This window comes from Pantoea sp. RSPAM1 (genome assembly GCF_038816185.1).
Classification (GTDB): domain Bacteria; phylum Pseudomonadota; class Gammaproteobacteria; order Enterobacterales; family Enterobacteriaceae; genus Pantoea; species Pantoea ananatis.
Window position 1 is genome coordinate 966,979 of sequence record NZ_CP046137.1, and the last position, 26,432, is coordinate 993,410.

Consider the following 26,432-nt stretch of genomic DNA (forward strand, 5'->3'; position numbering starts at 1 on the left):
AGAAACAACATGAAAATTGGCTTTATTGGCCTGGGCATCATGGGCAAACCAATGAGTAAAAACCTGCTGAAAGCCGGTTATTCACTGGTGGTACGCGATCACAATGCAGAAAACGAAGCTGAGCTGGTGAAGCTGGGCGCGACCACAGCGGCGAATGCCAAAGAACTGGCGCAACAGTGCGATGTGGTGATCACCATGGTGCCAAATTCCCCACAGGTGAAAGAGGTTTGCCTGGGCGAAAACGGCATCATCGATGGCGCGAAACCGGGCCTGATTGTGATCGATATGAGCTCCATTGCGCCGCTCGCGAGCCGTGAAGTCCACGATGCCCTGGCAGCAAAGCAGATTAACATGCTGGATGCGCCGGTAAGCGGCGGCGAGCCCAAAGCGATTGACGGGACGTTATCAGTAATGGTTGGCGGCGATAAAGCCGTTTTTGACCAGTGCTACGACATCATGAAAGCCATGGCGGGATCGGTGGTTCATACCGGCGATATCGGCGCAGGTAATGTGACGAAGCTGGCAAATCAGGTCATTGTGGCGCTGAATATTGCCGCAATGTCTGAAGCCTTGTCGCTGGCGACCAAAGCGGGCGTCAGCCCGGAACTGGTGTATCAGGCAATTCGTGGCGGACTGGCGGGTAGCACCGTGCTGGATGCCAAAGCGCCCATGGTGATGGACCGTAACTTTAAGCCGGGTTTCCGCATTGATTTACATATCAAGGATCTGGCTAACGCGCTGGATACCTCGCACAGCCTTGGTGCGCACCTTCCGCTGACGGCGGCCGTGATGGAAATGATGCAGGCGTTGCGTAATGACGGGCAGGGGACTGCCGACCACAGCGCGCTGGCCTGCTATTATGAGAAATTAGCAAAGGTTGAGATCTCTCGCTAATGCCTTGCCCGGCTTCTGTGGAGGCCGGGCCGATTTCACGCTCTGATCGTTAATTGATACCGCCTGGATTGCCTATGAAAATCGTAATCGCACCGGATTCATATAAAGAAAGTCTTTCGGCCCTGGAAGTGGCATCGGCAATCGAAGCGGGGTTCCGTGAAATTTTCCCCGATGCCCATTATGTGAAAATACCGGTCGCTGATGGCGGAGAAGGCACGGTGGAAGCCATGGTGGCCGCGACGCAGGGAAAACGGGTCAGGTTAAAGGTGACCGGTCCGCTGGGGGAGCCCGTCGAGGCGTTTTACGGCCTGTCGGGTAATGAAGATACCGCCTATATCGAGATGGCGGCGGCCAGCGGCCTGGAGCTGGTACCGGCAGCGCAGCGGGATCCCTTGATCACCACCTCGTATGGGACTGGGGAGCTAATTAAAAACGCGCTGGATAAAGGCGTCCAACACATCATTATCGGTATCGGTGGCAGCGCCACCAATGACGGTGGTGCTGGCATGATGCAGGCGCTGGGCGCTCGCTTACTGGATAAACAGGGCGAGCAAATTGGTCGGGGAGGTGGCGCATTACCTGACCTGGCAAGCATTGACGTTACCGGACTGGACCCGCGCATTCGGCAGTGCCGCGTTGAAGTGGCCTGCGATGTCACCAATACGCTGACGGGCGATCACGGTGCCTCTGCGGTGTTTGGCCCTCAGAAAGGCGCGACGCCGGAACGGGTCGAGCAACTGGATCGCGCCCTGACGCACTACGCTGCGCTTATTCAGCGCGATTTGGGTATTGATGTGCTGCAGATCAGCGGCGGCGGCGCGGCCGGTGGCATGGGGGCTGCGCTGCACGCGTTTTGTCAGGCGGAATTACGCCGTGGGATTGAGATTGTGACGGAAGCGCTGGGCCTGGAGGAGCAGGTAAAAGATGCCGATCTGGTCATTACCGGCGAGGGGCGAATCGACAGCCAGAGCATCAAGGGCAAGGTGCCGATTGGTGTCGCGAAAGTCGGCAGACGTTTTAATATTCCCGTGATAGGCATTGCCGGTAGCCTGACTGACGATGTCGGTGTGGTGCATCAGCATGGCCTGGATGCGGTATTTAGCGTGCTTTACCGTATTTGCTCGCTGGATGAGGCGCTAAAAGAGGCAGAAAACAATGTCCGTCTCACCGCGCGCAACGTGGCTGCCACAATGAAAATCGCCGGGTTTCACTAAGCGTATTCACGGCCCTTCACCTGACAGGGCCGTTCGTTCTTCCGCAGTATGCCCGGCTAAGGCATGGAGAGGATGCGCCTTGCCTGTCTGGCGACGTTCTCCATTTCATCCTGAAGCTCCAGCAGTTCCGGCTCAAGGGCTTCAATATCGCTTGCCTGGTGAAGCTCTTTCTCAAGCTTGCGGCACAGCTGTTTCATCCGCGGAACGCCGCTGTAGCTGGCGCTGCCGTGAAGTTTATGAATGATCTCACGCAGAGAGGTCGCGTCGTTGTCGGCAATACACTGCGCCATTTTACCGTGCACTTCCGGCAGGAATGCCAACAGCATTCGGAGTAAATCCCGCGCCAGATCCGGCTTATTCGCTGCCTGGCGTAATGCCAGCTTCCAGTCCAGCGTGGGTAATATTTGGGGAATATCGGGCGCCGTGGTGCTCGGGCTGGGCATATAGCGGGCCAGAACCTGAGCGAGCTTGTTTTCATCGATAGGTTTGGCCAGGTAGTCGTTCATACCGGCCCGGATGAGATGTTCGCGTTCACCGTCAATAGCGTGGGCGGTAACGGCGACTATCGGGGTGGTTGCGTGGTTGGGCAGCGTGCGGATAATCTCGCTGGCCCGAATGCCATCAATATCGGGCATTTGTATATCCATTAAGATCACGTCCAGCTCTTGCCTGTGGGCCACACGGATGGCCTGCTCCGCATTATTGCACAGTACAATGTGTTGAACCTGCTCTTCCAGCAGCGCCCCAATCAGCTTGAGGTTGGCGGGATTGTCATCGACGGCCATCACGGTCAGCGGCAGACGCGGTGAGGCCGATAGTTCGCTGCTGTGACGGGCGTGCAGCTCCAGCAGCATTGGCAACAGGCGCGTCTGTGAGACCGGTTTTGCGATGCAGCCATCAATGCCACGCACTTTCAGCTCATCCGCCAGTAACATCATCGGACTCGGCAGCGCCATAATGACCTGGTCGCCACGCTCCAAAAGCGTATGGATCAACCTGTCCTCAAGCACCTGCGACTGGCTGGCGTTGACCGGCATGGCCATTAACACAATGGGATAGCGCGACTGGCTCAGGCCCTCCAGGGTTAAACTGTGCTCAACCTGTAACGGCGTGGCACCTAAAATCTCGACCACCGCGCTGGCGACGTCGGGGTTCGCCTCCACATAGGCCATGCGCGTGTTCGACAGTGCATCCAGTACTCGCGGCATACTCGGCGCATTGGGATTAAGGTCCAGTTTAACGCGCACCCAAAAGGTGGAACCGTGGTTCTGACGGCTGACGAAGGTGATTTCCCCGTTCATTTCCCTTACCAGTTTTTGGGTAATGACCAGGCCCAGCCCCGATCCGCCGTGGCGGCGGGAAATGCTGGCATCCGCCTGGCGAAATGCCTGAAACAGCTGAGCCTGCTGCTCTTCAGAAATGCCAATCCCGGTGTCGCGAACCTGAATCTCCAGTTCAACATGCGTTGCCGTAATCGTGTGCTGTTCTACCCGTAAATTGATGGTCCCTTTTTCGGTAAATTTAATCGCGTTGCCCATCAGGTTGATCAGGATCTGCTGCAGGCGGAGCGCATCGCCGATCACGTTGTCCGGCACGCTGTTATCGCAGACCACGGTCAACTCCAGCCCCTTTTCATGGGCGGACGGGGCCAGCAAAACCAGGGTTTCATCCAGGGTGGCGCGCAACGGAAAGGGAATGGACTCCAGCATCAGCTTGCCGGCTTCAAGTCTGGAAAAATCAAGCACGTCATTAATGATGGACAGGAGATTGTTGGCCGAGCGCTCAATGGTCAGCATGTAGTCGCGCTGCGTGGTGCGCAGCGGCGTTTTCAACATCTGACGGGTAAAGCCCAGCACGCCATTAAGCGGCGTACGCAACTCATGCGACATATTTGCCAGAAACTCGGATTTGATACGGGCGGCTTCCTGCGCGCGCTTTTTGGCCAGATCCAGCTCGACGTTCTGAATCTCCAACTGCTCCAGCGTTTCCCGCAGGTCCCATGTGGCCTGATCGATATTGTGCTGCATCTCTTCGCGATAGGCGGTGAGCGACATCGCCATCGCGTTAATACCGTTTTTCAGGATACTTAACTCACCCAGCATGTGGCCTTCAACCCGGCTGTCCAGTTGTCCACGGCGAATTCGGTCAACGGTGCTGACCATATTACGAATAGGGCCGGTGACGTCCCGCATCAGGCGGTAGGCAAACAGCATGGCAATACACAGGCAGAACAGCAGCATCAGGGTAGCAATAAACACTTCCCGATATTGCTGTAAACGCACGGACTGCAGATCCAGTTCTATTGCCACATAGCCCAGCGGGTTACCTGCGGGTTTGGCATCCTGACCCGGCAGCTCGTCCACGGCGTAACGTTCAGAGATAATCGGCTTGCGTAAGATTAGTCGGTTACCACTGCCTTCAACGGACACATCCTCAGGCAGCGCGCGAATAGCCTGCCTGCTTTCCAGACTCAGGTTCTGGTGATTATTAGAGGTGACATAAAGCTGATTATCATCATCAAAAACGGAGATGGCACGCACGATCCCGGAATGGCGGCGATGCAGTAAACTGACGAGTTCACGCAGCGCGTCGCGATTGTGCCATGTCATGCTGTATTCGGTAGAAACCGCCAGCGGTTCAATGATATTGGCCCCGGCATCGATGACCTGACGCTGCAGCTCGTTATAACGATGTACGACAAAAAATGAGCTGAGCAGTAACCCAACCAGTAACGTTGGGGCCAAAATTAAAATCATCATTCGCGCCCGCAGGCTGTATTTGGTCATAATAGTCGCCTGCTGTCCGGCATGAACGTCCCTGTGCATCTGCTGAACCTTGTGCACATCGAATCTTAAAGAGAAAGAACCACACTATGGCGCAATTTTACTCCGCAAAAAAGCGCGTGACGACCCAACAACGGATCACCGTCACCATTGAAGACCTCGACCCGTTTGGTCAGGGCGTTGCCCGCTACAAGGGCAAAACCCTGTTTGTCTCGGGCGCGCTGCCCGGAGAGCAGGCCGAGGTCACCCTGCTGGAGGATAAACGCCAGTATGCCAGAGCGAAAGCCGTGCGCCTGCTTAACCACAGTCCTTCACGGGTTGAGCCGCGCTGTCCCCATTTTACCCGCTGTGGCGGCTGTCAGCAGCAGCATGCCGACGAGGCGTTACAACAGCAAAGTAAATCACGTGCGCTGGCACGGATGTTGACCCAGGCTGCGAGCCAGCCGGTGGCGGTTGATGAGATCATTGCCGGACCTACCTGGGGCTACCGTCGGCGCGCCAGGCTTGGCCTGCAGTGGCAGAACAAAACTCAGCAGTTGCTGATGGGGTTTCGCCAGGCGTCCACCAACGATCTTGTCGATATCCAGCAGTGCCCCATCATGGTGCCCCAGCTTGAGGCGCTGATTATTCCGCTGCGCAATTGTCTCACTATGCTTAATGCTGTCAAACGTTTAGGTCATGTTGAGCTGGTGCTGGCTGACAACGGCCCGGTGCTGTTATTGCGCCATCTCGATGCATTAAGCGGCGATGATATTGCAAAACTGGAACGTTTTTCGCATCAGCACCAACTGATGCTGTTTCTGGATGATGGAAGCGAGACGCTGCGCGCATCTGCAGATCGGCAGCCGTTTTATCATTCTCACCAGCTTGAGCTAATCTTCAGTCCAAAGGATTTTATTCAGGTCAACGATACGGTTAATCAGCAGATGGTGGCGAAGGCCATTGCGTGGCTTGATTTGCAACCTGAAGATCGGGTGCTGGATCTGTTTTGCGGCATGGGAAACTTTACGCTTCCTGTAGGAAAATCGGTACAAAGTGCCGTAGGTGTGGAGGGCGTTGCAGCATTAGTGCAGCAGGCAGAGTATAATGCCGACGTGAATGCGCTAAAAAACGTCAAATTCTTCCAGCATAATTTGGAAGAAGATGTTTCGCGCCAGCCCTGGGCTATGCAGGGATTTAACAAGGTATTACTCGATCCGGCTCGCGCTGGGGCGGCAGGTGTCATGGCACATGTCGTCAAATTATCGCCAGAATGCGTGGTCTATGTTTCGTGTAATCCTGTGACACTCGCACGTGACAGTGAAACATTGCTGTCAGCGGGTTACCAATTGGAAAGGGTCGCGATGCTGGATATGTTTCCGCATACCCGTCATCTCGAATCCATGGTGCTGTTCAGAAAAAAAATATAAGTGTCCGGCAGGGGCGCTGTGCAGGAGAGGATATGGTTGCGGTCAGAAGTGCGCATTTAAATACGGAAGGGGAGTTTGCCCTTGACCAGTGGATCGCCAGTCTTGGCGTTGCTAACCCGCATTCCTGTGATCGCCTTGCTGAAACCTGGCGCTATTGTGAAGCGCAGACTCAGGGTCATCCCCACCAGTCGCTGCTGCTGTGGCGCGGCATCGAGATGGTGGAAATCCTCTCGATGCTCAGCATGGATATCGAAAGCCTGTGTGCCGCATTGATTTTCCCGCTCGCGAATGACGAAGTCGTCAGCGAAGAAGAGCTGGAAAAAACCGTCGGGGCGGGCATCGTTTCGCTGGTGCACGGGGTCCGCGATATGGACGCCATTCGTCAGCTGAAAGCCATTCATAACGATTCAATGGCGTCTGAGCAGGTGGATAATGTCCGCCGTATGTTGCTCGCCATGGTTGAAGATTTCCGCTGCGTGGTGCTGAAGTTGGCTGAGCGCATCATGAACCTGCGCGAAGTGAAAGACGCGCCGGAAGATGAACGCGTACTGGCGGCGAAAGAGAGCACCAATATTTATGCCCCGCTGGCGAATCGTCTGGGCATCGGTCAGCTTAAGTGGGAGCTGGAAGATTACTGCTTCCGCTACCTGCATCCCGACGAGTACAAGCGCATTGCTAAGCTGCTGCACGAGCGTCGCATCGACCGTGAACAGTACATCGATAACTTTGTCGAAAATCTGCGCAAAGAGATGGCTAAAGAGGGCGTGCGGGCCGAAGTCTACGGCCGTCCTAAACATATCTACAGCATTTGGCGCAAGATGCAGAAGAAGTCGCTGGCGTTTGATGAGCTATTTGATGTTCGCGCAGTGCGTATTGTTGCCGAGCGACTGCAGGACTGCTACGGCGCGCTGGGCACGGTGCACACGCTGTACCGCCACCTGCCCAACGAGTTCGACGACTATGTCGCCAACCCCAAACCTAACGGCTATCAGTCCATTCATACCGTGGTTCTGGGGCCCGAGGGCAAAACCGTCGAAATCCAGATCCGTACCCGCCAGATGCATGAGGACGCCGAGCTGGGCGTCGCCGCGCACTGGAAATACAAAGAAGGGCCCTCGTCCAGCCATGCGCGCGGCGCGGCAGGTCACGAAGAGCGCATTGCCTGGCTACGCAAGCTAATCTCATGGCAGGAAGAGATGGCGGATTCCGGCGAGCTGCTGGAAGAGGTGCGCAGCCAGGTATTTGATGACCGCGTCTATGTCTTTACGCCAAAAGGGGACGTGGTCGATTTGCCGGCAGGTTCTACCCCGCTGGATTTCGCTTACCACATTCACAGCGACATTGGTCACCGCTGTATCGGAGCCAAGATCGGTGGGCGCATCGTGCCTTTCACCTATCAGTTGCAGATGGGCGATCAGGTGGAAGTCATCACCCAAAAACAGCCGAACCCGAGTCGTGACTGGCTGAACCCTAACCTGGGGTTCATCACCACCAGCCGTGGCCGCGCTAAAATCCATAACTGGTTCCGCAAGCAGGATCGCGATAAAAACATTCTTGCTGGCCGTCAGATTCTGGATAACGAGCTGAATCAGATGGATATCAGCCTGCGTGAAGCCGAGAAATTGCTGCTGCCGCGCTATAACGTTACCTCGCTGGACGAGTTGCTGGCTGCCATCGGCGGGGGGGACATTCGCCTTCATCAGATGGTGAATTTCCTGCAGGCGAAGCTCAACAAGCCGACGGCGGAAGAGCAGGATCGTGAAGCCCTGCGCCAGCTCACACAAAAATCGCATGCGCCAACGTCACGCAAAGAGAGCGGCCGTGTGGTCGTGGAAGGCGTGGGCAACCTGATGCACCATATTGCACGCTGCTGTCAGCCGATTCCGGGTGACGACATCGTGGGCTTTATCACGCACGGACGGGGCATTTCGATTCACCGTGCCGATTGCGACCAGCTGTCTGAGCTGATTTCCACCGCGCCCGAGCGCATTGTGGATGCCGTATGGGGCGAAAGCTACTCCAGCGGCTATTCGCTGGTCGTAAGGGTGACGGCCAACGATCGTAGCGGGCTGTTACGCGATATCACCACCATCCTCGCGAATGAGAAGGTTAACGTCCTGGGCGTTTCAAGCCGCAGCGATACCAAAAAACAGCTCGCCACCATTGATATGGACATTGAGATTTATAACCATCAGGTCCTGGGGCGCGTGCTGTCTCGCCTCAATCAGGTGCCTGACATTATCGATGCCCGCCGCCTGCACTGATCGTCCATTATCAGGCGCATGTCTTGACCGACGTGCGCCTGGCTGCTTTCATCACCGCTGTTATGCCAACTGAACACCTGAAGGATTTCCCTATGACGTCAATTGATCGCCTGCTGGGCATGATGAAAACCCTGCGCGATCCGCAGCAGGGTTGCCCGTGGGATCGCGAGCAAACCTTTGCCAGTATTGCGCCTTACACGCTGGAAGAAACCTACGAAGTGCTGGACGCCATCCAGCGCGAGGACTTCGACGATTTGCGCGGGGAACTGGGCGATTTGCTGTTTCAGGTGGTGTTTTATGCCCAGATGGCCCAGGAGCAGGGGCGTTTTGATTTTGATGATATCTGCCATGCCATCAGTGACAAGCTGGAACGCCGCCATCCACACATTTTTGCGGACGGCACGGCAGAGAACAGCGCAGGTGTGTTGAAAAACTGGGAAGCCATTAAACGCGCGGAACGGGCAGAAAAAGCCCAGCACTCGGCGCTGGACGATATTCCCAAAGCCCTGCCAGCCCTTATGCGCGCCCATAAGATTCAGAAACGATGCCACAACGTGGGCTTCGACTGGTGCACGCTGGGGCCGGTGGTCGATAAGGTGCATGAAGAGATTGACGAAGTCATGCATGAAGCGCAGCAAAGCGTTATCGATCCTCAAAAGCTGGAAGAAGAGATTGGCGACCTCCTGTTTGCGACCGTTAACCTCTCTCGTCATCTGGGCAGCAAGGCCGAAACGGCGCTGCAGAAAGCCAACGACAAGTTTGAGCGACGTTTCCGCGCGGTAGAAGCTATTATCGCCGCGCAGGGCCTGACAATGCCGGGCGCGACGCTGGAACAGATGGAGGCCGCCTGGCAGCAGGTGAAGGCAATGGAAAAAAGCTGATTATTCCTGCAGCGCGCATAAAGTGCGCGCTCGAGCTTACTCGATTCAGCCTGACGTCAGATTTGTGACGCAGGTCAAAATTTTGTTTACCGCTATCCGCTATGTTACCCGCAGCAATGCTTTGGGAGAGGGATGTGATTCATCAATTGTGGCTGATAGCGGTTTCCAGTATACTGTTTTCCCGTCCTGGTTATTCCACCGTCTTTAAACCTAAACTCTCAGGTTCAGCATGACAACGAATTATATTTTTGTGACCGGCGGGGTCGTATCCTCTCTGGGTAAAGGCATTGCCGCAGCCTCCCTCGCAGCCATTCTCGAAGCACGTGGTCTTAATGTGACCATCATGAAACTGGATCCGTACATCAACGTCGATCCGGGTACCATGAGCCCTACTCAGCATGGTGAAGTCTTTGTCACCGATGATGGTGCCGAAACCGATCTGGATTTGGGTCATTACGAGCGCTTTATCCGCACGAAAATGTCGCGCCGCAACAACTTCACCACGGGGCGTATCTACTCAGAAGTCCTGCGCAAAGAGCGTCGCGGTGACTACCTTGGCGCCACTATTCAGGTCATCCCTCATATCACGAATGCGATCAAAGAGCGCATTCTTGAAGGCGGTGAAGGCCACGATGTGGTGCTGGTCGAAATCGGCGGTACGGTCGGTGATATCGAATCCCTGCCGTTCCTGGAAGCGATTCGTCAGATGGCGGTGGACGTTGGCCGCGAGCATACGATGTATATGCACCTGACGTTAGTGCCTTACATGGCCGCCGCTGGCGAGGTGAAAACCAAGCCGACGCAGCACTCGGTCAAAGAGCTACTCTCTATCGGTATTCAGCCTGACGTGCTTATCTGCCGCTCCGATCGTGCGGTGCCTGCTAACGAGCGTGGCAAAATTGCCCTGTTCTGTAACGTGCCGGAAAAAGCCGTTATCTCGCTGAAAGACGTCGATTCAATTTATAAAATTCCTGGCATGTTGAAATCACAGGGCCTGGACGACTACATCTGTAAGCGTTTCAACCTGAACGCCCCGGAAGCCAATCTGGCCGAGTGGGAGCAGGTAATTTATGAAGAAGCCAATCCGGGCGGCGAAGTCACCATCGGCATGGTGGGCAAATATGTCGAGCTGCCGGATGCCTATAAATCCGTTATTGAAGCACTGAAGCACGGTGGTCTGAAAAATCGTGTGACTGTAAACATCAAGCTGATCGACTCACAGGACGTTGAAACCCGTGGTGTCGAATTGCTGAAAGATTTGGATGCCATTCTGATCCCTGGCGGCTTTGGCTACCGTGGCGTAGAAGGCAAGCTGATGACGGCAAAATACGCGCGTGAAAACAACGTGCCTTATCTCGGCATCTGTCTCGGCATGCAGGTCGCACTGATGGAGTTCGCCCGTAACGTTGCCGGAATGGAAGGCGCTAACTCCACTGAATTTGTGCCAGACTGTAAGTATCCGGTGGTGGCACTGATCACCGAATGGCGTGACGAAGATGGCAACGTGGAAGTGCGTACTGAACAGAGCGATCTGGGTGGCACCATGCGCCTGGGCAGCCAGCAGTGCCAGCTGAATCCGGAAAGCAAGGTTCGCCAGCTTTACGGTTCTGACACCATTGTTGAGCGCCATCGTCACCGCTATGAAGTGAATAACATGCTGCTGAAGCAAATTGAGGCAGCGGGGTTGCGCGTGGCAGGGCGTTCGGGTGACGATCAGTTGGTTGAGATCATTGAGATCCCGAATCATCCATGGTTTATTGCTTGCCAGTTCCACCCTGAGTTCACATCGACGCCTCGCGATGGTCATCCGTTGTTTGCGGGTTTTGTGAAAGCAGCACATGAGCATCAGAAGCGTTTAGCGAAATAAGTTTAACGAACAACGCGCGAACTTTTCGCGCGTTGTTTGTCTTAGGATTGACTAACTTGTACTGAGGAAAATCGTAATGGCCAAAATCGTAAAAGTCATCGGTCGCGAAATTATCGACTCACGTGGCAACCCAACTGTTGAAGCAGAAGTTCACCTGGAAGGTGGTTTCGTTGGTCTGGCTGCGGCACCGTCAGGTGCATCTACCGGTTCTCGTGAAGCACTGGAACTGCGTGACGGTGACAAATCCCGTTTCCTGGGCAAAGGCGTAACCAAAGCCGTTGCTGCGGTTAACGGCCCGATTGCTGAAGCGGTAAAAGGCAAAGACGCGAAAGATCAGGCGAACATCGATAAAATCATGATCGACCTGGACGGTACTGAGAACAAATCTAACTTCGGTGCCAACGCCATTCTGGCTGTTTCCCTGGCAGCAGCGAAAGCCGCAGCGGCCTCTAAAGGTCAGGCGCTGTATGAGCACATCGCTGAACTGAACGGCACCCCGGGCAAATACTCAATGCCACTGCCAATGATGAACATCATCAACGGCGGCGAACATGCAGACAACAACGTCGACATTCAGGAATTCATGATTCAGCCGGTTGGCGCTTCTAACGTTAAAGAAGCGATCCGTATGGGTTCTGAAGTGTTCCACAACCTGGCAAAAGTGCTGAAAAGTAAAGGCATGAGCACGGCGGTGGGTGACGAAGGTGGCTACGCGCCAAACCTGGGTTCTAACGCCGAAGCGCTGGCCGTTATCGCTGAAGCGGTAAAAGCAGCCGGTTACGAGCTGGGTAAAGACATCACCCTGGCCATGGACTGTGCAGCTTCTGAATTCTACAAAGATGGCAAATATGTTCTGGCCGGTGAAGGCGGTAAAGCGTTTACTTCAGAAGAGTTCACCCACTTCCTGGAAGATCTGACTAAACAGTATCCGATCGTTTCTATCGAAGATGGCCTGGACGAGTCTGACTGGAATGGCTTCGCCTACCAGACCAAAGTGCTGGGCGACAAAATCCAGCTGGTGGGCGACGACCTGTTCGTAACCAACACCAAGATCCTGAAAGAAGGTATCGAGAAAGGCATCGCTAACTCTATCCTGATCAAATTCAACCAGATCGGTTCACTGACCGAAACTCTGGCGGCAATTAAAATGGCGAAAGATGCAGGCTATACCGCTGTGATCTCTCACCGCTCAGGCGAAACTGAAGATGCGACCATCGCTGACCTGGCGGTCGGTACGGCTGCGGGTCAGATCAAAACCGGTTCAATGAGCCGTTCTGACCGTGTTGCTAAATACAACCAGCTGATCCGTATCGAAGAAGCGCTGGGTTCAAAAGCTCCTTTCAACGGTCTGAAAGAAGTTAAAGGTCAGTAAGTTTACTGCCGTCTGACTTCTGATCATAACCCGCCCACGTGGCGGGTTTTTTTATGCCCGGACCTTATGCGGCTTCCGCCACAATTTTGCGCGCCGTGTATGCTGTTTACATCCGTTGTTAATAAAACCCACCGACACTGAATAACGAGCAAGGTGCGCCGGGCTCACGCCGCACCTTACCGCTGGCCTGAAGCACGCGCGTCAGGTTCACATTTCTGACAGGCAGAAGGGGGAATAGCGATGGGATTAACAGCCCAGGTCATGGTTGACTTCAAGGCAGATATTTTGACCGTTGTGATAGTCAACCTTGGGCAGGACGCGCGGCTTCAGCATCACCTGACATGATCTCAACCCGGAGATCTGCGATAATCGCGTTTTGCTAAAACCACAGAGACCATTATGCAGTACCCGATTAACGAAATGTTCCAGACGCTGCAAGGCGAAGGTTATTACACCGGCGTGCCGGCTATTTTCATCCGCTTACAGGGATGTCCGGTAGGATGCAGTTGGTGTGACACCAAACACACCTGGGAAAAACAGGCGGATCGGGAAACATCATTAGGCGATATTCTGGTCAAAACGGTGGAAAGCGATGCCTGGGGCAACGCTGATACGGCGACGCTGCTCAACAGCATTGCGCAACAGGGCTGGACGGCCCGCCATGTGGTGATCACTGGCGGCGAACCGGCCATTTACGATTTACGCCCGCTGACCGCATCGCTGGAGGCGGCAGGATTTCAATGCCAGATTGAAACCAGCGGGACGCATGAAATCCACTGTTCCGAACACACCTGGGTTACCGTTTCACCCAAGGTAAATATGCGCGGCGGATACGACGTGCTGGCTCAGGCCCTGAGCCGTGCGGATGAAATCAAACATCCGGTTGCCCGGCAACGTGATGTGGAGGCGTTAGACGACCTGCTGGCTGGCATTCAGGACAGCAAAGCTCGAATCATCGCGCTGCAGCCCATTAGCCGCAAAGATGAGGCGACAAAACTGTGTATTGAAACCTGTATTGCGCGCAACTGGCGCCTGTCGATGCAGACACATAAATATCTGAACATCGCCTGATAAGACTCAGGCGGCCTCTCGCCGCCTGACCGTTATTGCTTCGCTTTCCAGGCCTCAAAAGCCTGTTTGATCTCCGCTTTGGCCGCGCTGGCGTCTTCGAATCCCTTCAGCTCCACGTTTTTACGCCCTTCCGGCAGCGCTTTATAAACGCGAAAGAATGCTTCCAGCCGCTGCTGTTCCAGCTTTGGCAGATCGGTGACCGTCTGTATCGCATCATAGGTCGGATCGACTTTGCTGGCCGGAACCGCCACGATTTTGTCATCCACTTCGCCACCGTCGATCATTTTCAGTACCCCAATCGGGCGCAGTTTAATTAATGTCCCGGGCGCAAGTGGGGCGCGGGTGTAGAAGATCACATCCAGCGGATCGTTATCGCCGCCCAGCGATTGCGTCAGCGAACCGTAGTTTGCCGGATAAGCGACCGGCATCGACTGAAAACGATCGGCAACGATATAACCGGTTTTCGCATCGGTTTCATATTTGATGATTCCGCCTGCGGGAATTTCCGTCACAGCATAGAATTCGTCGGGCAGTGAGTCGGGTTGTGGAAAGCTGAGGATGTTTTCCGCCTGAACGGCGGCAGAGGCGGTGATAAAGAAGAGACAAGCAAAAAGCGGTTTTACCAGGTTCATTGTTGATTCTCTTGATCTTTAATGAAGGAGAGAACAGCCTGGTGGGGAAAGATGACAGAAGGATGACGTCAGACAGAGGATGAGAGTTCAGCTGATGTCGGGCAGGAGAGGCGGCAGCAGGCCGATCAACAGGTCAGTAAGCGGGTGACCGGCCCTGCGCTGCCGTTCAGAGCAGATCAACCGCGATAGGTGCAGCCTGCGGTACAGGTTTCTTTGATCATCACCGCGCTCAGCAGCGGCAGGCGAGGCTTCATGTGATCCCAAATCCATTTTGCCAGGACTTCGCTGGTGGGATTCTCCAGTCCGGGGATCTCATTAAGATAGTGGTGATCGAGCCTGTCATAGAGGGGTTTAAACGCCGCTTTCAGCTCAGCAAAATCCATGACCCAGCCGGTATGCGCATCCACTTCACCGGTAATTTCCAGACGAACAAGGAATGAGTGACCGTGCAGACGGCCGCATTTGTGTCCTGCCGGCACATTGGGTAAATAATGTGCGGCTTCGAACTGGAACTCTTTAAATAACGTGGTAGACATAATCGCTCTCAGGCATTAAAAACGGCTGAATTCTACCTGAAAGGGCAGTTTTTCGCATCTGCTAAGCGCCGTTAAACGACGATTAAGCCAGAATAGTAAAAGGACTCGCGCGCCTTTCCCAAAATGCGATCAGCCATGACCCGGATCGTCAGCCGGAAGCCGCGCCACGATAGCTTCCGCTATGCCGTAATCCTCAATCAGCAGCCGTTGCTGCTCTGAATGCGACAGCGGCGTAAAGGTTTCCTTTCCCTCAGGGTCCCTGATAACCCGTTCTCCCTTCACGATTCCGGTGATACTTTCGGCGCTGGCGCGGCGAATCAGCAAGGCACCGTCAAAGCGGCTGCTATGTCGGCTCTGTTGATGGCGTGACTGAAACGCGTCAACGGGGAGGTCGGTAGTCAGAATTTTGCAGTCGATCCCCGCCCGACCCAGCGGTTTCCAGTGTATGTACCAACTGTCGTCTCGCTCAAAAACGCGTGTGCCCCAGACGGGATGGGGATTCAGCCCTGCTTCCAGCGGGAGCGGATAGCCATGGAGCAGTGTGCTGTCAACCACCCGCGTGCCTGCATCCATGTTAACGAACAGCATGCCATGACCGGGAGAACCTGCGGGTGCCGGACGTGAGGACAGCATGGTGGCAAGGCCAAACTGCACGTTGAATCCCACATGTATCAGCAGGGCATGCAGTGCGCCATGGCTCGCCCAGCAGGTACCGCCAGTGCTGTAGGTTAACCAGTGAGTGAAAAAATCGGTAGCCGTGCTGCCGGGCAAGGGGAGGGCGCTGTCGTGGTCCGTGATGAGACGTCGGCGGAGATTGTCAAAGGGTACCGACTGGCACCAGGCGCGGTATATCTCACTCAGTCCGACCTCATCAGGGTCGGGAGGGGCGCTAAACCCCAGTTTTTGCAGAATCTGCTCCGCCATTGCTTGCGGTAACGCGGTGATAATGCCTCGCACCTGTCGTCGCTCCTGGTCGTTTTCCTGTCGTTAACCCAGCAATTTGCCGCGATCACCCGTCGTAAAGTCTAATGCGCGCTGTGATTACCTGAGTGCGTTAACTCTCAATATTCTTACCACTTTTAACGATTAATTTTATCTGAAAAACCATTTAGTCATTTTGGTTATTTGATATGTCGAAGGCGTATTTAATCGTTAATATGGCAGCCTGTACCCTTTCTTCTCTTCCGCTACTATTCGGTCCGGACTTCTGCTACTGGAATTTTTATCGCGATGACGACTCAGGCACCAGGCTCAATGCTCCCGCTCTCTCCGGAGCAACTTGCTCGTTTACAGGCAGCAACGACAGATTTTTCCACCACTCAGATGGCCTGGCTCTCTGGCTATTTCTGGGGCATGGTCAATCAAACGCCAGGCCAGGCGGTTGCCAGCGCGCCTGCACAGGCTGAAACCCCGGCGATTACGCTGCTCTCTGCCTCACAAACCGGCAATGCCCGTCGGGTAGCCGAGCAGTTACGCGATGACCTGCAGGCGGCAAAGCTGACCGTGAATCTGGTCAACGCAGGCGACTTTAAATTTAAGCAGATTGGCCAGGAAAAAATTCTCATTGTCGTGACCTCGACGCAGGGCGAAGGCGAACCACCGGAAGAGGCCGTTGCGCTGCATAAATTCCTGATGTCTAAGAAAGCGCCCAAAATGGACGGCGCGGCCTTTGCCGTGTTTGGTCTGGGCGATACCTCCTATGAATTCTTCAGCAAAGCGGGCAAAGATTTTGACAGCCGCCTGGCCGAGCTGGGTGCGGAACGACTGCTGGATAGGGTCGATGCGGATGTTGAATATGCCGGGCAGGCCAGCGCCTGGCGCGCGGCAATCACTGCCGCACTGAAAGAACGCGTACCGGCGGCGTCACCGGCCCAGAGTGCGGCAACCGTCGCCGGCAGCGTGAACGAAGTCTTTACCAGCCCTTACACCAAAGAGCAGCCGCTTATTGCCAGCCTGGCGGTTAACCAGAAAATTACCGGGCGCGATTCGGATAAAGATGTGCGCCATATCGAAATCGACCTGGGCGATTCAGGGTTACGCTACCAGCCCGGTGATGCGCTGGGCGTCTGGTATGAGAATGACGCGGCCCTGGTGAATGAGCTGCTTGAGCTGGTGTGGCTAAAAGGCGATGAGCCAGTAGAGGTGCAGGGCCAGACGTTACCGCTGGCAGAGGCGTTGCAGAAGCATTTTGAGTTAACGGTCAATACGGCGCAAATCGTGGCGCAATATGCGAGCTTAGCGCGTAACGACGAACTGCTGTCGCTGGTGGATGATAAAGCCAAACTGCAGCAGTATGCGCAACGCTACCCGATTGTTGATATGGTTCGTCTGGCACCAGCCCAACTGAGCGCAGAACAGTTATCCGGCTTGCTGCGTCCGTTAACGCCGCGTCTTTACTCTATCGCTTCGTCTCAGGCCGAAACCGATACCGAAGTACATATCACCGTGGGGGCCGTGCGCTTTGATATTGAAGGGCGCCCGCGCGGCGGCGGCGCTTCCACCTGGCTGGCGGATCGCATTGAAGAAGACGGTGAGGTGCGCGTGTTTATCGAACACAACGATAATTTCCGTCTGCCCGCCAACCCGGATGCACCGGTTATTATGATTGGGCCTGGCACCGGTATTGCGCCGTTCCGCGCCTTTATGCAGCAGCGCGAGAACGACGGCGCCAGCGGTAAAAACTGGCTATTCTTTGGCAATCCACACTTTACTGACGATTTCCTGTATCAGGTGGAATGGCAGAGATACGTGAAAGATGGCCTGTTAACGAATATCGATCTGGCCTGGTCGCGCGATCAGGCCGAGAAAGTTTACGTACAAGATAAAATCCGCGCCAAAGGTGCGGAGGTGTGGAGCTGGTTACAGGAAGGCGCGCACCTTTACGTCTGCGGCGACGCCAATCGTATGGCAAAAGACGTTGAGCAGGCATTACTGGATGTGGTGGTCGAACACGGCGCTATGGATCGTGAAACGGCTGACGAATTTTTAAGTGAGCTGCGCATTGAGCGCCGTTATCAGCGAGACGTTTACTAATGACTGAAAAATACCCAGGACCGCTGGTGGTTGAAGGCAAACTCACCGACGCTGAGCGTTTAAAAAAAGAGAGTAACTACCTGCGCGGTACCATCCTTGAGGACCTCGACGAGGGCCTGACCGGTGGTTTCAGCGGCGATAACTTCCTGCTGATCCGTTTTCACGGCATGTACCAGCAGGATGACCGCGATATTCGTGCTGAACGTGCAGAGCAAAAACTTGAGCCTCGCCACGCGATGATGCTGCGCTGCCGTCTGCCGGGCGGGATCATTACGCCGACCCAGTGGCTGGCGATTGATAAATTTGCTACCGATAAAACCCTTTACGGCAGCATCCGTTTGACCAACCGTCAGACTTTCCAGTTTCACGGCATTCTGAAGAAGAACGTGAAGCCGACGCACCAGATGCTGCACGAAGTGGGGCTGGATGCGCTGGCGACAGCGAATGACGTTAACCGTAACGTCCTGTGCACCTCAAACCCAGTGGAGTCTGAGTTGCATCAGGAAGCCTATGAGTGGGCCAAAAAGCTGTCGGAGCATCTGCTGCCACAAACACGCGCCTATGCAGAGATCTGGTGGGATCAGGAAAAAGTCGCCACCACCGACGAAGAGCCGATCCTGGGCCAGACCTACCTGCCGCGTAAGTTTAAAACCACGGTAGTGATTCCGCCGCATAACGATGTCGATCTACATGCTAACGATCTGAACTTTATCGCGATTGCGGAAAACGGCAAGCTGGTGGGCTTTAATCTGCTGGTGGGCGGCGGCTTGTCCATTGAGCACGGTAATAAAGCCACCTACGCGCGCACCGCCAGCGAATTTGGCTACTTCCCGGTTGATAAGATCCTGGATGTGGCGGCGGCGGTAGTGACGACGCAGCGCGACTGGGGCAACCGTACCGATCGTAAAAACGCCAAAACCAAATACACGCTGGAACGCGTAGGCGTAGAAACCTTCAAGGCGGAAGTCGAGAAACGCGCCGGTATCACTTTTGCACCGACGCGCCCCTATGAATTCACCACCCGTGGCGATCGCATTGGCTGGATCAAGGGCATTGATAACAAGTGGCATCTGACGCTGTTCATCGAAAACGGTCGTCTGCTGGATTATCCGGGACGTCCGCTGAAAAGCGGCGTGGCTGAAATCGCCAAAATCCATCAGGGTGATTTCCGTCTGACCGCCAACCAGAACCTGATTGTGGCAGGCGTGCCGGAAAGCCAAAAAGCGCAGATTGAAGCGATTGCCCGCGAGCACGGCCTGATGGAAAACGTGACGGCCCAGCGGGAAAACTCGATGGCCTGCGTAGCGTTTCCAACCTGTCCGCTGGCGATGGCCGAGGCTGAACGTTTTCTGCCGTCTTTTGTGACGAAAGTCGAAGAGATCATGCACAGCCATGGCGTAGGCGAAGAGCACATAGTGTTACGCGTTACCGGTTGTCCGAACGGCTGTGGCCGTGCCATGCTGGCAGAAGTGGGCCTGGTGGGGAAAGCGCCGGGTCGTTACAACCTGCATATCGGGGGTAACCGCATCGGGACGCGCATTCCACGTATGTATCGCGAAAATATTACTGAAAGTGAAATTCTCGCCACACTTGATGAGCTGGTAGGTCGCTGGGCGAAAGAACGCGAGGCCGCAGAAGGCTTTGGTGACTTCGTGATTCGGGCTGGCATTGTTACGCCGGTGTTGGATCCTGCGCGCGACTTCTGGCAGGAGGCAAAATGAGTATCGATCTTGCAGCACTGAATGAGATGTCGAAGGTCCAGCGCGCAATGGCGTTGGCGGCGACCAATGCCCAACTGGAAAAGGCCACGGCTGAAGAGCGTGTAAGCTGGGCACTGGAGAATCTGCCGGGGGCTTACGTGCTCTCGTCCAGCTTTGGCATTCAGGCTGCGGTATCGCTGCATCTGGTGACGCGCGTACAACCGGATATTCCGGTCATCCTCACCGATACCGGCTATCTGTTTCCGGAAACCTACCGCTTTATTGATGAACTGGCCGACCAGCTTAACCTTAACCTGCAGGTGTTCCGGGCGGAAACCTCGCCAGCGTGGCAGGAAGCACGCTACGGCAAGCTGTGGGAGCAAGGGGTAGAGGGCATTGAACAGTACAACCAAATCAACAAAGTTGAGCCGATGAACCGGGCGCTGGAAACCCTGGGCGCCCAAACCTGGTTTGCAGGTCTGCGCCGCGATCAGTCAGGCAGCCGCGCTTCATTGCCGGTACTGGGCGTGCAGCGCGGCGTGTTTAAAGTGCTGCCAATTATTGACTGGGATAACCGCCAGATTCATCAGTATCTGCAAACCCACAACCTTAAATACCATCCGCTGTGGGAGGAAGGCTATCTGTCCGTCGGAGATACGCACACCACGCGCAAGTGGGAGCCGGGGATGGCAGAAGAAGAAACGCGTTTCTTTGGCCTGAAACGTGAGTGCGGCCTGCACGAAGGCTAACTGACGCGCTTAGCTCGGGTAACGGGCGATCCTCTGGGGTCGCCCGTTTTGCTATGGCCCCGTCATCGCCTCAGGGGAAGGATGTCGGCTACGCTCAAAACGCCGTCTCGACGCTGTCCACCACCCGGTATTCATCATCCACTAAGGGAAGATAACGCCATTTATCAAATGCCGTGCATGGATGAGAAATACCGCATCCGACCCAGTCTCCCGGCATCAGCGATTCATCGTCAGGCACGCGTAAATAGGCGTGCTGATCGTTAACCTCACTGATGTGCAGATGCGTGCCGGTTCGTGGCGCGGTGCCATCCGGCTGGCGAATCCACAAAGGCACAGGCAAATCCTGATCGAAAGGCACGTCCCGTCTGCCAAAATCCAGCAGCGCCAGACCAGATTCAGGGCGGGAGAGCACGCGCCCCCAGATTTCCAGGGCCGCTTCGAAATGATGGTTAGCGCCGGGCTGGGAAAAAGGCGCTATACGCGAATAGAGCCCGCTGTCGTGTGCCATATAGGCACCCGAGCGAATCAAAGGCTGAACCGGCAGCGGCAAAATGGCCTGGGTAAAACAGGCTGTCACCACATCAAACCACGCCCCACCACCTGCGCTGAGCAGAATTGTCTTGCTGTGGAACAGCTGGCGTTCAGCCAGCATTCTGGCGCAGTCCAGCATAACGTTGCAGTAGTGCTGAATTAACGCCACGCCAGCCGCATCCCGCCCGGCACCCAGCGCGCCTTCGTAGCCTGCGACACCAACAAGATGAAGATGGCGACTTTGGGCGATGCGCTCAGCAATCGCCAGCACCTCCTCTTCGGTTCTGCATCCTGTTCTGCCGCCGGGAATCGACACTTCAATCAAGACCGCAATGGCCGTGTCGCCCAGGTTTTGCTCCAGCAGCGTAACGCCCGCCAGGGAGTCAACATAACAGAGAAAGCCGTGGTCAGGATGCCGACGCTGCCATTCACCAATCCAGCGAATTCCGCCAGGATCGACACATTCGTTTGCCAGAAACACGTTGCGGATACCGAAATGGCGCAGGGCGCGCACCTGAGCAGGTGTTGCTGCGCTAATTCCCCACGCGCCGCCCTGCGTCACGGCCCGGCGTAAGATTGCCGGTGCCATTGAGGTTTTGCCATGTGCCGCCAGCATGACGCCTTTCTCCTGGCAAAACGCCGCTAACTGCCGCAGATTGTTTTCCAGAGCGGACTGTTTCATTACCATGACGGGTGAAAAGACATCTTCGCTACTCAGCACGGCGGTGCCGACCTTGAGGGGAGCATCGCCCTCACCGGCAACCGATTTAAAGCGGGGCGACGGCTGCGCAGTGTCCAGCTTCGCGTCTGCGACCAGCGGGAAATGTAAAGGCATGGCGGCTCCTTAGTGCTCAAGTACGCGTGAGAGAAACTGTTGCGTGCGCGGATTCTGCGGATGAACAAAAATGTCGTCCGGCTTACCCTGCTCAGCAATCACGCCCTGATCCATAAAAACAACGCGATCGGCTGTTTTCCGGGCAAACCCCATTTCGTGGGTCACCACCACCATCGTCATGCCCTCGCGCGCCAGCCCGCGCATCACTTCCATTACTTCACCAACTAATTCAGGATCGAGAGCGGAGGTGGCTTCATCAAAGAACATGATTTTAGGCTGCACCGCCAGGGCGCGCGCAATGGCTACACGTTGTTGCTGTCCCCCGGAGAGCTGAGAAGGATAGTGATCGGCGCGGTCAGCCAGTCCAACGCGCTCCAGCGCTGCCATCCCGCGCGAATTCGCCTCGGCCGCTGACAGCTTCTGCGCTTTTATTAGCGCCAGGGTGACATTGCCGAGGGCGGTTTTATGAGGAAACAGATTGAACTGCTGGAACACCATTCCCACCTGACCACAAATATCACGATTGCGTTTTGGGTCGTGCAGCGGAACGCCGTTAACCCAAATTTCGCCGCCGTCGGCCTTTTCCAGACCACTCATGATCCGTAGTACGGTACTTTTACCGGAACCGGATGCGCCGATCAGCACCAGCACCTCTCCGGGCGAGACATCAAGGCTGATCTCTTTCAGAACTTGTGTAGCGCCAAATGACTTCGTAATCCGGCTCAGAGTAATGGCTGCATTTTTCATGATAACGAGTTCCTGGTTTGCTGATGCTGGACCCAGCGGGAAAGCGGAAAACAGATAACGAAATAGAGCAGGGCAACCAGACCATAAACCACAACGGGCTGTCCGATGCGATCGACGATGGCCTGGCCCTGATGCATCAGTTCCGACATGCCTATCATGCTGACGATAGAGGTATCTTTAATCAGCGACAGATACTGACCCACCAGCGGCGGCAATACGATGCCGCGAGTTTGCGGCAGAATCACGCTGATAAACGTCTGCCGCCTTGAGAGCCCAAGGATCCACGAAACTTCCCACTGTCCTTTCGGCACGGCTTCAATCCCGCCACGAAAAATCTCGGCAATGTAAGCGCCCTGATAAATGCTCAGGCCCATAATGCCTGCGGCAAACAGGTTGATGTCATACCCAAAATAGGCCACGCCAAAGTAAATAAACATCAGCGTGATAAGCACGGGCGTGCCGCGAAACAGCTCGGTATAGATCACGGCAATTTGCCGGGCGACGGGAATGCGGCTGGTACGCAAAATCGCGGCCAGTAAACCCAGCAACGTGCTGCCCGCAATGGCAGCGACCGACAGCAATAACGTAATCACCAGACCGCGCCATAAGAGCGGCAGACTGCTGAGGATCAGTTCGCTCATTGGGCTGGCTCCCGTTTAATCGTATGGGAAAACATTCTTTTCGCCTGCGACCAGATAGGCCGTTTGACCGACACAACCAGCGGCGGCATAAACAGTCGGCGTCCCGCGACACTGCCCAGCCAGGAAAACAGGTTACTGAGAAACAGATAGACCAACGCGACGACGCTGAATGTCTGAATGTAGAGCAGCGTACGCGCATTGATGACCGTTGCGGTGCCCGTCAACTCCGGTAGCGCAATGGCTGACAGCAGTGAGGTGCCCAACAGTAGCTGAATCAGGTTGTTAATAATTGCGGGCCAGACGGCGCGCGCGGCCTGTGGCATGACCACGTTTAAAAATCGCTGGCGACGACTAATGCCCAGAATCCAGGCGGCTTCCAGCTGACCTTTGGGGACGGACTGAATACCGGCGCGAAAAACCTCAGCCAGATACGCACCGACGTTAATCCCCAGCGCCAGCACGCCCGCGGTAAAGGCGCTCATGGTAATGCCCAGCGAGGGAAGCCCGAAAAAGACGATAAAAATCTGCAGCAACACGGGCGTGTTACGAATAAATTCCACGTAGCCGTGGCTCAACCAGCGCAAAGGCGCAAAAGGCGCAGATTTCGCCAGCGCGGCTAGCAGTCCCAGTACCAGCGCCAGCATAAAAGCCAGCAACGTAACCTGAAGCGTTAACCAGGTCGCGGCGAGAAAGGTATCGGCATATTGCCAGAGTGTCAGCCATTGGTAGCGCATTAAAAGCCTCCTCAGAAGGACACAGGTGTGACCTGCGTCCTCTTCTGTCAGAACTGCGGATTCAGCGGATAGCGAGGCTTACTGCCAAACCATTTTTGGTAGAGCTGTGCGTTCTCACCTGATGCGTTAATTTCAAACAGGAATTCGTTGAGATAGTTCGTCCACACCTGATCGCCTTGCTTCACGCCGAACGCGTTGTATTCCAGCGGAACCAGGGCTTCATTCGTGACTTCCAGTGTTGGGTCGAGTTTGGCCTGATAGGCGAGGAAGTTATTATCTTCAATCATGGCATCTGCCTGACCCTGCTTCACGGCCAGAATCGCTGCCTGAGAGGAATCATATTCCTGGATCTTTACATCGATCCCCATGCTGCGAACTTCGTCGCCGTTGGTCGAGCCTTTGACCGTCGCGATGGTTTTTCCTGCCATGTCGTGGGCCGATTTGATTCCGCTTACTTTACGAACCAGCATCGCTTCACTGGCCACCACGTAAGGCTGAGTAAAGCCAATCTCTTTGGCGCGCTCCAGGTTGCGGGTGAAATTACAGAACACGACATCCACTTTATTGGTTTGCAGATTAGGAATGCGGTTAGCGCTGGTGGTATTCACCATTTCGAGCTTTACCCCCATCGCTTTTGCAAGGGATTTGGCCAGATCGACATCGTAACCGTCGGGATTACCGGCTTTATCGTAAAAACCGAAGGGCGCAAAGCTCAGGCAGTCACCCACCCGCAACGTACCACGCTGAAGCACGGTTTGCAGCGTGGATGCCGGTGCGGCCCCTGCAGTTTCATTTTTATTGTCCGTTGGCGTACAACCGGCCAGTGCCACCACGGTGAACAGGGCAGGCAGGAACCGGGTGAATACATTTTGCTGGAAAGTGGTATTCATATTTCTGCTCTCAAATAAAAGAGGGATATCACCAACATTATTAAATAATGTGGAGAGGCGTTTTTAATTATCACTTTTATATCGAATGCGTTTATTTTTAGCCGGGGAGATAAGAGTCAGCGTTTATTTCCGCCCGGCATTGAAACACGTCATATCGACTTCGACTTTGCAATCCACAACCAGGTCCTGCACGCTGCAAATACGGGCGGGCGGGTTATCATGAAAAAGCTCACTAAACACTTTATTAAATGAGCTGAAGTAACGTGCATCCGTCAGGACCGCCGTCACATGCACCACATCCTGAATCCGATAGCCTGCTTCCTGCATAATGGTCAGACAGTTGTCGAAGGCCAGGCGCGTCTGTTCAATGATGCCGCCTTCAACGACCTCGCCGCCTTTCATTGGCGTCTGCCCGGAGATATACAGCCAGCCGTCGGCTTCTACCGCACGGGCAAAAGGCAGCTTTTGTCCTCCGGTACCGACACCGCCCTCTGTGCCATAGCGCTTAATTGTCATGCTTGTGCCCTTAGAATCATTTCTGCATCTTGTCTGATATACCGGAATCAAATCTGTAATACCGGATAGATCGAGATTTGCACAATGTTATTTCTTTTGCAATAGCCTGATCAGGGATTATTTTGATGCTTTACAACTGGCTTCACGAATATTTGCCATTAATGGTAAGTTTTTTAAATAAATGGTGATGAAGATCTCTTTTTATCATTATTGCGTGCGCTCTTTTGGTGCCCTGATAAATAGCATGTCGTGAAAAAAAGAAAAGACGAGATAGCGTGCGCGACCGTAGGTAAAACAAAGTGGGCTGTGTATGATGTATTCCATCAACCTTAACGTGACGATCCCGGCAGGAGAATAAGGATATGCAGGAAGATAAACCCGCCAGAGCACGTGGCGTGGACCGTGTGATCGCGATTTTTCGTCAGTTACACGTTGCCCGCCAGCCCATGGCGATGCGTGAACTGATCGAGGCGACGGGCGCGCCCCGCTCAAGCGTGTATGAACTGGTTAATCTGTTGAGTGAGGCGGGGCTGGTCGAAATTGATTCGGAAGGCAGTATCTATTTTGGTCGTGAAATGCACTATTACGGTGCGGATTATATGGCGCACAATCCCCTGATCCGTCGTGCCCATCAGTTAATGATCGAGATGGTTGCTGAGCATGGTGAAACCGTGCAGCTGTGTATGCTGGAAGGCAATAAATACACGGTGGTGCTGTCAGAGAGCAATGCCCATCCGTTCAAGATAACCTCCGATATCGGCGTTAAAATCCCGATTCCCTGGACAGCCACCGGCCGCTTGCTGCTGAGTAACTGGAGCGATGAGGCGATTTTGGCCCTGATCCCGGAAGAGGATTACCAGCTGGCGAACGGCAAGGTGCTGGATAAGCAGGACTTTCTGGCTGACATTCACCGGGCCGGGCATCTTGGCTACTCCATGACGGAAGGGCTGTCAGAGAGCTTTACCTGCTGTATGGCTGCGCCTATTCGCGCCCGCAACGATCTGGCGGTGGCGGCCATCTGTTTTATGGTAAGCCGGGATACACCAGAAGCGCGGCGTCAGATGCTGCTGAAAACCTTAATTAACGCGGGTCAGAAGCTGTCTGACTTTACCTGAGCCAACGGGCAAGTTGAA

At 54.9% G+C, this 26,432-nt stretch carries 22 protein-coding genes; 12 read left to right on the forward strand and 10 right to left on the reverse strand.

Annotation, left to right across the window (positions count from 1 at the left end):
• Nucleotides 1–9: 9 nt before the first annotated feature.
• Both garR and GKC68_RS05185 read left to right on the forward strand, forming a co-directional pair.
• Nucleotides 10–894 (forward strand): 2-hydroxy-3-oxopropionate reductase, encoded by an 885-nt coding sequence (gene garR, locus GKC68_RS05180; RefSeq protein ID WP_028723249.1) that lies wholly within the window; start codon nt 10–12, stop codon nt 892–894.
• A 74-nt stretch (nt 895–968) separates the two neighbouring features.
• Nucleotides 969–2,108 carry a glycerate kinase gene (locus GKC68_RS05185; RefSeq protein WP_028723248.1) on the forward strand — a complete coding sequence of 380 codons (1,140 nt, stop codon included), beginning with the start codon at nt 969–971 and terminating at the stop codon, nt 2,106–2,108.
• 56 nt (nt 2,109–2,164) lie between these two features.
• Here the strand turns inward: GKC68_RS05185 and barA are convergent, their stop codons facing one another.
• Nucleotides 2,165–4,894, reverse strand: a complete 2,730-nt coding sequence (gene barA / locus GKC68_RS05190) for a two-component sensor histidine kinase BarA (protein WP_058705482.1) — start codon at nt 4,892–4,894, stop codon at nt 2,165–2,167.
• An 86-nt stretch (nt 4,895–4,980) separates the two neighbouring features.
• On the opposite strand from barA, the gene rlmD reads away from it, so the two are divergent.
• The 6 genes from rlmD to queE all read left to right on the forward strand — a co-directional run bounded on the left by rlmD (nt 4,981) and on the right by queE (nt 13,755).
• Nucleotides 4,981–6,300, forward strand: a complete 1,320-nt coding sequence (rlmD, locus tag GKC68_RS05195) for a 23S rRNA (uracil(1939)-C(5))-methyltransferase RlmD (RefSeq protein ID WP_342656649.1) — start codon at nt 4,981–4,983, stop codon at nt 6,298–6,300.
• Between the two features lie 32 nt (nt 6,301–6,332).
• Nucleotides 6,333–8,564, forward strand: coding sequence for a GTP diphosphokinase (gene relA, locus GKC68_RS05200; protein WP_028723245.1), 2,232 nt, complete (start codon nt 6,333–6,335; stop codon nt 8,562–8,564).
• Nucleotides 8,565–8,656: 92 nt separating this feature from the next.
• Nucleotides 8,657–9,445: a nucleoside triphosphate pyrophosphohydrolase gene (gene mazG, locus GKC68_RS05205; protein ID WP_342656650.1), complete on the forward strand. Its 789-nt coding sequence runs from the start codon at nt 8,657–8,659 to the stop codon at nt 9,443–9,445.
• Nucleotides 9,446–9,674: 229 nt separating this feature from the next.
• Nucleotides 9,675–11,312, forward strand: coding sequence for a CTP synthase (glutamine hydrolyzing) (pyrG, locus tag GKC68_RS05210; RefSeq protein WP_028723243.1), 1,638 nt, complete (start codon nt 9,675–9,677; stop codon nt 11,310–11,312).
• Nucleotides 11,313–11,388: 76 nt separating this feature from the next.
• On the forward strand, nt 11,389–12,684 hold the full coding sequence (gene eno / locus GKC68_RS05215) for a phosphopyruvate hydratase (protein ID WP_028723242.1): 1,296 nt from the start codon (nt 11,389–11,391) through the stop codon (nt 12,682–12,684).
• Nucleotides 12,685–13,083: 399 nt separating this feature from the next.
• On the forward strand, nt 13,084–13,755 hold the full coding sequence (gene queE / locus GKC68_RS05220; RefSeq protein ID WP_047715583.1) for a 7-carboxy-7-deazaguanine synthase QueE: 672 nt from the start codon (nt 13,084–13,086) through the stop codon (nt 13,753–13,755).
• 32 nt (nt 13,756–13,787) lie between these two features.
• Here the strand turns inward: queE and GKC68_RS05225 are convergent, their stop codons facing one another.
• From GKC68_RS05225 to GKC68_RS05235, 3 genes are all read right to left on the reverse strand, one after another.
• On the reverse strand, nt 13,788–14,387 hold the full coding sequence (locus tag GKC68_RS05225) for an inorganic diphosphatase (protein WP_342656651.1): 600 nt from the start codon (nt 14,385–14,387) through the stop codon (nt 13,788–13,790).
• 176 nt (nt 14,388–14,563) lie between these two features.
• Nucleotides 14,564–14,923 (reverse strand): 6-carboxytetrahydropterin synthase QueD, encoded by a 360-nt coding sequence (queD, locus tag GKC68_RS05230; RefSeq protein WP_028723240.1) that lies wholly within the window; start codon nt 14,921–14,923, stop codon nt 14,564–14,566.
• 129 nt (nt 14,924–15,052) lie between these two features.
• Nucleotides 15,053–15,880, reverse strand: coding sequence for an arylamine N-acetyltransferase (locus GKC68_RS05235; RefSeq protein ID WP_342656652.1), 828 nt, complete (start codon nt 15,878–15,880; stop codon nt 15,053–15,055).
• Between the two features lie 273 nt (nt 15,881–16,153).
• On the opposite strand from GKC68_RS05235, the gene cysJ reads away from it, so the two are divergent.
• Genes cysJ through GKC68_RS05250 form a run of 3 tightly spaced genes read left to right on the forward strand, consistent with a single transcriptional unit; the run spans nt 16,154 to nt 20,405 of the window.
• A complete protein-coding gene (gene cysJ / locus GKC68_RS05240; RefSeq protein ID WP_028723238.1) occupies nt 16,154–17,956 on the forward strand; it encodes an NADPH-dependent assimilatory sulfite reductase flavoprotein subunit in 1,803 nt (600 codons plus the stop codon).
• The gene (gene cysI, locus GKC68_RS05245) at nt 17,956–19,677 is read left to right on the forward strand and encodes an assimilatory sulfite reductase (NADPH) hemoprotein subunit (RefSeq protein ID WP_028723237.1); all 1,722 of its coding nucleotides are present in this window, start codon (nt 17,956–17,958) and stop codon (nt 19,675–19,677) included. Before cysJ ends, cysI begins: the two co-directional genes overlap by 1 nt.
• A complete protein-coding gene (locus GKC68_RS05250) occupies nt 19,674–20,405 on the forward strand; it encodes a phosphoadenylyl-sulfate reductase (protein ID WP_047715580.1) in 732 nt (243 codons plus the stop codon). The genes cysI and GKC68_RS05250 overlap by 4 nt, the downstream gene beginning before the upstream one ends.
• Before the next feature lie 94 nt (nt 20,406–20,499).
• Here GKC68_RS05250 and GKC68_RS05255 read toward each other — a convergent pair whose 3' ends face one another.
• From GKC68_RS05255 to GKC68_RS05280, 6 genes are all read right to left on the reverse strand, one after another.
• Nucleotides 20,500–21,771, reverse strand: a complete 1,272-nt coding sequence (locus GKC68_RS05255) for an alanine racemase (RefSeq protein ID WP_028723235.1) — start codon at nt 21,769–21,771, stop codon at nt 20,500–20,502.
• A 9-nt stretch (nt 21,772–21,780) separates the two neighbouring features.
• Entirely contained in the window at nt 21,781–22,518 is a 738-nt protein-coding gene (locus GKC68_RS05260; RefSeq protein WP_028723234.1) for an amino acid ABC transporter ATP-binding protein, read from the reverse strand.
• Nucleotides 22,515–23,159: an amino acid ABC transporter permease gene (locus GKC68_RS05265; protein WP_028723233.1), complete on the reverse strand. Its 645-nt coding sequence runs from the start codon at nt 23,157–23,159 to the stop codon at nt 22,515–22,517. Before GKC68_RS05265 ends, GKC68_RS05260 begins: the two co-directional genes overlap by 4 nt.
• A complete protein-coding gene (locus GKC68_RS05270) occupies nt 23,156–23,893 on the reverse strand; it encodes an amino acid ABC transporter permease (protein WP_028723232.1) in 738 nt (245 codons plus the stop codon). Before GKC68_RS05270 ends, GKC68_RS05265 begins: the two co-directional genes overlap by 4 nt.
• Before the next feature lie 47 nt (nt 23,894–23,940).
• On the reverse strand, nt 23,941–24,783 hold the full coding sequence (locus tag GKC68_RS05275) for a transporter substrate-binding domain-containing protein (RefSeq protein ID WP_028723231.1): 843 nt from the start codon (nt 24,781–24,783) through the stop codon (nt 23,941–23,943).
• Between the two features lie 123 nt (nt 24,784–24,906).
• Entirely contained in the window at nt 24,907–25,299 is a 393-nt protein-coding gene (locus tag GKC68_RS05280; protein ID WP_028723230.1) for a RidA family protein, read from the reverse strand.
• 362 nt (nt 25,300–25,661) lie between these two features.
• On the opposite strand from GKC68_RS05280, the gene GKC68_RS05285 reads away from it, so the two are divergent.
• Entirely contained in the window at nt 25,662–26,414 is a 753-nt protein-coding gene (locus GKC68_RS05285; RefSeq protein ID WP_013026928.1) for an IclR family transcriptional regulator, read from the forward strand.
• The last annotated feature ends 18 nt before the right edge of the window (nt 26,415–26,432 follow it).